This window comes from Haloferax massiliensis (assembly GCF_001368915.1).
GTDB lineage: Archaea > Halobacteriota > Halobacteria > Halobacteriales > Haloferacaceae > Haloferax > Haloferax massiliensis.
On the sequence record NZ_CSTE01000002.1, the window covers coordinates 1402798 to 1409588 of the forward strand.

The window sequence follows — 6791 nt, forward strand, 5'->3', positions numbered from 1 at the left end:
ACCGCACCGCCGAGAGCGCGGTCGAACTCGCCGCGGCCGTCCCCGGCGCGACCGGCGGCGGACTCGACACGCTCGACCGGATTCGGGGGGCGGACGTGCTCGTCAACGCGACGAGCGTCGGGATGGAGTCACCCGAGGAGACGCCCGTCCCCGCGGAGTACCTCCACGGCGACCTCGCCGTGCTCGACGCGGTCTACACCCCACTTGAGACCCGACTCCTCCGCGAGGCTGCCGCGGCCGGCGCGACCACCATCGACGGCGCGTGGATGCTCCTCCTGCAGGGCGTCGAAGCGTTCGAGCTGTGGACCGGCCGCGACGCGCCCGTCGAGGCGATGAACGCCGAGCTCCGGAACCACCTCGAAAGCGACTGAGGCCGCTGGTTTTTAAATAACGGGATTGCATAGGAGAAGGTAACATGGGCTTGCTTGACACTATTTCGTCGTTCTTGAAATCCCTCGTTGGTGGCAACTCGTCGTCCTCCTCGAAGGAGGGACGTGACGACACGGCGACGGTTACGGTCGAACGCGACACCAGAACCGAACGCGAGGAACCGAACGTCGAGACCGAGGCCGCGGTGAAGGAACCGGTCGACGAGACGGAGCAGACCGACGAGGAAGCCGACGATGCGGTCGAACCCGAGGCCGACGCCGAGTCCCAAGCGGACGACGAGGACGCCCGTGACGACGCCGAAGCGGCGGCCGACGCCATCGAGGAAGCCGAACCGGACGACCAAGCGGAGACCGAAGCGGAGCCAGAACCCGAGCCGGAACCCGAGACGGAAGCCGCGGACGCTGTGGCCGAAGACGAGGGCGAGGCCGAGGACGAATCCGGCGAGCTCGGTGAGGCCGAAACGGAAGAATCCGACGAGGCCGAAACGGAGGAATCCGACGAAGCGGAGTCCGAAGACGGGACCGAGGTCGAGTCGGACGCCGAAGACGAAGGCGTGGACGCCGACACCGAAGGTGAATCGGAAGCGGATGCCGAAGACGAAGGCGACGAGCCGACCGCCGACGCCGACGCGCCGACCGTCGACATGATTCGCGGTATCGGCCCGGCGTACGCCGAGCGCCTCTCGGAGATCGGTATCGAAACCACCGCGGACCTCGCCGCGGCCGACGCCGACGAGGTCGGCGACAAAATCGACGTGTCGCCGAAGCGCGTCCAGCGCTGGATCGACCGCGCCGGCGAGGAGTAACCGACGCGCGTCCGGGAGCGACCGAGACGGCTGTTCTCACAACGGCGGTCGCTTCCGACACCTCGCAGACGCGTCGCGAAACCGTTTACCCGGCGGACGGACTGGTGTGGGTAATGACCGCACCGACCGTCGTCACCGACCGCGACGACTTTCGCGCGACCGCCGCGGTCGCGTCCGCCGGCTCGCGCGTCCCCGTCGAGGCCCGCGTCGCCGTCTCGGACCCCTTCGACGCCTATCGACGCGCTCGCCGGGACGCCGGCGGCTTCTTCTACGAGACGACCGGCGGGCAACCCGGATGGGGTGCCTTCGGCGTCGACCCCGCAGAGCGCCTGACCGTCGACGACCCCACCGACGGCCCGACCGCCGGCGACTGGGACGACTCCGGCGACGACACCGCGCCGAGCCTCGCCGCGCTCGAATCGCTCGCCGACGCGGAGACGCTCGTCCGCGGCGACTGCGACGTGCCGTACCCCTGCGGCCTGTTCGGCTGGCTCTCGTACGACGCGGCCCGCGAACTCGAATCGCTCCCCGAACAGACGACCGACGACCGGGAACTGCCGCATCTCCAACTCGGCCTGTACGACCTCGTGGCGTCGTGGGAGGAGCCCCGGCCCGACGACGGCGAGACGACGCTCCGCGTCACCTGCTGTCCCGTCGTCGAAGACGGTGCAGACCTCGACGCCGTCTACGACGAGGCGCGGGGACGGGCGACCGACCTCGCCGTCGAGGCCGTCGAGGGCGACCCCGACCCGGTCGCCGCGCCCGTCGAGGCCGACGAGGCGACGTTCGCAAGCGCCCCCGGCCGCGAGGCGTTCGCAGACCGCGTCCGCGCCGCGAAGCGGTACATCCGCGACGGCGACACGTTTCAGGCGAACCTCTCGCAGCGACTCGTCGCGCCCGCCGCGGTGCATCCGGTAGACGCCTACGCGGCGCTCCGAGAGGTCAATCCCGCGCCGTACTCGGGCCTGCTCGAACTCCCCGGCGTCGACCTCGTGAGCGCCAGCCCCGAACTCCTCTTGCGCGTCGAGGGCGACCGCCTCGTCACCGAACCCATCGCCGGCACCCGCCCGCGGGGGGCGACGCCCGAGGAAGACGACGCGCTGGAGGCCGACCTGACGACCGACGAGAAGGAGCGCGCCGAACACGCGATGCTCGTCGACCTCGAACGCAACGACCTCGGAAAAGTCTCGGAGTACGGCTCGGTCGAGGTGACGGAGTACCGCCGGGTGGACCGCTACTCGGAGGTGATGCACCTCGTCTCGCTGGTCGAGGGGACCCGACGCGAGGGGACCAGCCTCGCCGACGCCGTCGCCGCGGTGTTCCCCGGCGGGACCATCACGGGCGCGCCGAAGCCCCGAACGATGGAGATTATCGACGAACTCGAAGCCACCCGGCGCGGCCCCTACACCGGGAGCATGTTCGCCGTCGGCTTCGACGACCGCGCCGTGCTGAACATCGTCATCCGGACGCTCGTCCGCTTCGGAGACGAGTACCATCTCCGCGTGGGCGCGGGCATCGTCCACGATTCGGACCCCGAAGACGAGTACGACGAGACGCTGGCGAAGGCGCGGGCGCTCGTCACCGCCATCGACGAGGCGCTCGGCGAGCGCGCCAGCATGGCCGTGGGGGCCGAGCGATGACGCGAATCCTCGTCGTCGACAACTACGACTCCTTCGCTTACAACCTCGTGCAGTACGTCGGCGAAGCGGTCGCCGAGGCGCGTGACGAAAACGCGAATGGAAGCGGTTCAGACGCTTCGGACGACGTGCTCGTCTACCGCAACGACGCGGTCTCGGCCGACGATATCCGCGACATCGACCCCGACGGTATCGTCGTCTCGCCCGGACCCGGCACCCCCGCTGAGGCCGGCGTCTCGGTCCCGGTCTTCCGCGACCTCGACTACCCGACGCTCGGCGTCTGCCTCGGCCACCAGTCGCTCTGTGCCGCGCTCGGAAGCCCCGTCGGCCACGCGCCCCACGTCGTCCACGGGAAGCCCTCGCTCGTCGAACACGACGGTGCGGGCGTCTTTTCGGGGCTTCCCGACCGAATCGAAGTCGGCCGCTATCACTCGCTCGCGGTCGAACGCGGCGACGTGCCCCCCGAGTTGGCGGTGACAGCCTACACGGTCGCAGAGGACGCAGACGCCGGCGGTTCCGACACTGGGGAGGGCGACGAACCGGCGGTCGTGATGGGCGTCCGCCACCGCGAGAAGCCCCACGTCGGCGTCCAGTTCCACCCCGAGAGCATCCTCACCGACTCGGGGAAGGACATCGTTCGGAACTTCGTCGCGCTCGCCGCCGGCGACGGCCCGGCAGCAGAGGCATGGGGGGCCGAGCAATGAGCGACGATGGGGTCGGAGACAGAGACGCCGACGGCGACGCCGGTGGGCGGTCGCTTCGCTACCACGTCGACGGCGACCTCGTCCCCGCCGAGTCGGCGTCGATTCCGGTCACGGACCGCGGCTTCCTCTACGGCGACGCCGCCTTCGAGACGCTCCGCGCCTACGGCGGCGAGGTGTTCCACTGGGACGCCCACGCCGACCGACTCGCCGAGACGTGCGACGCGCTCGGGATGGACCACGGCCTGTCCGACGCCGACCTGCGCGCGCGAATCGACGAGACGCTGGCGGCGAACGACCTCGACGAGGCGTACGTCAGGCTCTCGGTCACCCGCGGCAGTCAGGGCGGCCGCCTCACGCCGGCCGAGGCGGTCGACCCCCGCGTCGTCGTCATCGTGGAACCGCTCGCCCGCGGCGGCCGCGGCTCCGACCCCGTGTGGGACGGCCCCGCGTCGGTCCAGACGGTCAAGACCCGGCGCGTCCCGGACCGGTCGCTCCCCGCGCGGGCGAAGACGCACAACTACCTCAACGGCATCCTCGCGCGCGTCGAACTCCGGGTCACCGGCGCGGACGAGGCGCTCATGCTCGACGCCGACGGCTACGTCACCGAGGGCGCGACGAGCAACCTCTTTTTCGTCGACGACGACGCGCTCTGTACGCCGAGCCTCGACGGCCCGGTCCTCCCGGGTATCACCCGCCGGGTCGTCCTCGACTTCGCTCGACAGGAGGGCATCCCCATTCGGGAGCGGCGCTTCACGCCCGACGACGTGCGCGACGCGAACGAGGCGTTCCTCACGAACTCGACGTGGGAACTCCGACCCGTCGAGACGGTCGACGGCATCGAGGTCGGCGACGGCCCGGTGACGAACCTCCTCTCGCGGCTCTACGACGACTACGTGGAGCGACGCCACTACGGCGGTGACGGTGGCAGCGGCGACGGCGACGGCGACAGTGTCGACGCCGACGAGAACTGAGCCGCGCCGCCGCGCTCGCCGTCAGAACTCGACGTTCGAACTCGAACTCCGGTCGGCCGGGTCGGTCTCGATTTCGCCCTGCCCGACGTAGTCGAACTCGTCGTCAGAGAGGAAGACGTGGTCGCCGTCGACCGTGAGTTCGAGGTCGTCGAGCACCGCGCCCTCGCACGGCCCGTAGTTGCAGTAGCCCGTGTCTGCCTCGAAGTACGCGCCGTGGTTCTGACAGATGACCTCGCCGTTGCGCATCGGCGCACCCGACCCCTTGTCGAGTTTGATGTGCGTCAGGTGCATACAGTAGTTCAGCCACCCTCGGATGCCGTCGTCGGTGCGGACGAGGATGGCTTCGCGCTCCTCGGCGTCGTCTTCGTCGGCCGCGCGGACCCGAAAGAGAAAGGTCGTGTCGTCGGGCACGTCGCCGACCGCGCAGATTCGTTCGAGGTCGCTCATTGTGCTCTCGTTGGCTCGGGGTCGAAAATCTCCTTCGGAAGCGGTCGATTGGGACGACGGCGCGAAGTCTCGCCCTCACTCGTCGAGACCCATCCGAAAGAGGGAGAGAATCCAGTAGCCAGCACCCACGAACAGGAGGAGTCCGAAGCTACCTACGAGGAGATTACCGGTTGCCAGTTGCCGTGTCCAGCCGAATCCGAGTATCGCGACGATGGCGAGGAGTCCACCGAGTATCGCTCGCTGGACCGCAGACCAAAGCTCTGTTCCCGAATCTGTAGAGGGCATACTCGGGCCCTACTCGCGGAGTGATTATCAATATGTGTTTCAGATTTGAAATTTCTGAAGGTTCGGGTCTCACGCTGTCGCGAGTTCGAGAACGTAGACGTAGACCTCATTCGCACCGGTTCGCGGCGCTCCCCGGTTCAACTCTACTGCGCTATGTGGCCGACCTCGTGGGTCGCGCCGAGCCGAGACTCGGCGCTCAGGAGTTGAGGTCAGCAAAACCATAGCGGGAGGTAGATTTGAACGACGCGAATCTCGCTTCGCTCGATTCTCTGGTTCAAACTACCTGTTGCGATTACCACGAAAAACGGGCAGCCACAGCGCGATAAAACGCGCTGCTTGGGGTGTAGTTTTCAGGAGAATAGCGGGAGGTAGATTTGAACCTCGGTCGCTGACGCTCCCCGGTTCAACTCTACTGAGCTATGTGGCCGACCTCGTGGGTCGCGCCGAGCCGAGACTCGGCGCTTAGGAGTTGAGGTCGGCAAAACCATAGCGGGAGGTAGATTTGAACTACCGATCTCCGGGTTATGAGCCCGGCGGAATCTCCTGGCTATCCCATCCCGCTGAATCAACAAACGAGTCTGCTATTGTTAAGACTTCTGTTTCGGGAGCCGTGTGTCAATTTTCACCGTGAGTCGCGCTGACTCGAACGGGCCGCGATGCGCCACGTGAACAGGCTTTCGGCGACGTAGTTCAGGAGCATCGACGCGCCGATAGCGAGGGGCAGCGGGATGAGTTCCCAGAGGTCGATACCGGCGACCGGAATCGACAGCGGCACCTCGCCGAGCGCCCGGACGACGAGCACCTGCACGAGGAGGCCGCCGCTTCTGACGAGGTTCGACTTCACGAAGCGCCGGACCTTCGCGGTGAGCAGGTCCGAGCCGGCCCCCGCGAACGTCCAGCGGTCGTTGATGACGAACATGACGACGATTGCGAGTTCCGCACCGGCGAGCTTCGCGAGTTCGTTGGCGACGCCGAAGAAGACGATGAGGAGGCTGCTCAGAGAGAGGTCGAACACCGCGCCGACCGCACCCACGGAGGCGAACTTGCCGAACCGGACGCCGGAAGCGAGTTCCGACAGCCGGTCAGTCATCCGTGACCTCCGCCGAGAACTGCTCGACGAGGGTCCGCTCGTCGTTCCGAGCGTCGATGAGTTCGTGGAGGCGGTCCTCGCGAATCGTCCGGGCGCGGTGGCGCGACCGGAGCAGGCCGCGGGCCATCTTGAGCGTCGTGTCGACCGGCGAGACCGTCGAGTCCGGCTGGTCCTCCCAGACGACCGGCACCTCGGCCACGCGGTGACCGAACGCGCCCGCGACGGCGATGAGTTCGATGTCCCACGCGAATCCCGGCTCGTACAGGTGGGTCCGAACGTCGCTCCACGCCGCGGCGGTGATGGCCTTCGCGCCGCACTGGTAGTCGTACAGCGGGACCTCGGTCAGGTGGCGGGCCAGCCACGCGAACCCGTCGCCGAGGTAGCGCCGGGCGACCGTCTGGTGGGAGGCGACGGTCGCGTTCGGGTGACGGCGCGACCCCACGGCGAGGTCGGCACCGTCGC

Annotated in this window: 8 protein-coding genes, 1 tRNA gene and 1 pseudogene; 5 read left to right on the plus strand and 5 right to left on the minus strand. The window is 68.1% G+C overall.

The window, feature by feature from the left end; genetic code table 11:
* The 5 genes from BN996_RS11230 to BN996_RS11250 form a co-directional block, all read left to right on the plus strand.
* On the plus strand, positions 1–371 hold a 371-nt coding region (locus BN996_RS11230; RefSeq protein WP_394326166.1), incomplete at its 5' end, for a shikimate dehydrogenase family protein.
* 44 nt (positions 372–415) lie between these two features.
* Positions 416–1195, plus strand: coding sequence for a helix-hairpin-helix domain-containing protein (locus tag BN996_RS11235; protein WP_089779065.1), 780 nt, complete (start codon positions 416–418; stop codon positions 1193–1195).
* 113 nt (positions 1196–1308) lie between these two features.
* Positions 1309–2835: an aminodeoxychorismate synthase, component I gene (pabB, locus tag BN996_RS11240; RefSeq protein WP_089779066.1), complete on the plus strand. Its 1527-nt coding sequence runs from the start codon at positions 1309–1311 to the stop codon at positions 2833–2835.
* Positions 2832–3536, plus strand: a complete 705-nt coding sequence (locus tag BN996_RS11245) for an anthranilate synthase component II (protein ID WP_089779068.1) — start codon at positions 2832–2834, stop codon at positions 3534–3536. The genes pabB and BN996_RS11245 overlap by 4 nt, the downstream gene beginning before the upstream one ends.
* Positions 3533–4507, plus strand: a complete 975-nt coding sequence (locus tag BN996_RS11250) for an aminotransferase class IV (RefSeq protein ID WP_089779070.1) — start codon at positions 3533–3535, stop codon at positions 4505–4507. The genes BN996_RS11245 and BN996_RS11250 overlap by 4 nt, the downstream gene beginning before the upstream one ends.
* 21 nt (positions 4508–4528) lie before the next feature.
* Here BN996_RS11250 and BN996_RS11255 read toward each other — a convergent pair whose 3' ends face one another.
* The 5 genes and pseudogenes from BN996_RS11255 to BN996_RS11275 all read right to left on the minus strand — a co-directional run.
* Positions 4529–4954 (minus strand): Rieske (2Fe-2S) protein, encoded by a 426-nt coding sequence (locus tag BN996_RS11255; RefSeq protein WP_089779072.1) that lies wholly within the window; start codon positions 4952–4954, stop codon positions 4529–4531.
* Between the two features lie 75 nt (positions 4955–5029).
* Positions 5030–5239 carry a hypothetical protein gene (locus BN996_RS11260; RefSeq protein ID WP_089779074.1) on the minus strand — a complete coding sequence of 70 codons (210 nt, stop codon included), beginning with the start codon at positions 5237–5239 and terminating at the stop codon, positions 5030–5032.
* A 487-nt stretch (positions 5240–5726) separates the two neighbouring features.
* Positions 5727–5801: transfer RNA gene (locus BN996_RS11265), tRNA-Met, on the minus strand.
* A gap of 60 nt (positions 5802–5861) precedes the next feature.
* Positions 5862–6329 carry a GtrA family protein gene (locus tag BN996_RS11270; RefSeq protein WP_089779076.1) on the minus strand — a complete coding sequence of 156 codons (468 nt, stop codon included), beginning with the start codon at positions 6327–6329 and terminating at the stop codon, positions 5862–5864.
* Positions 6322–6791 (minus strand): annotated as a pseudogene (locus BN996_RS11275) (glycosyltransferase); the annotation flags it as partial. The gene BN996_RS11270 and the pseudogene BN996_RS11275, both read right to left, overlap by 8 nt.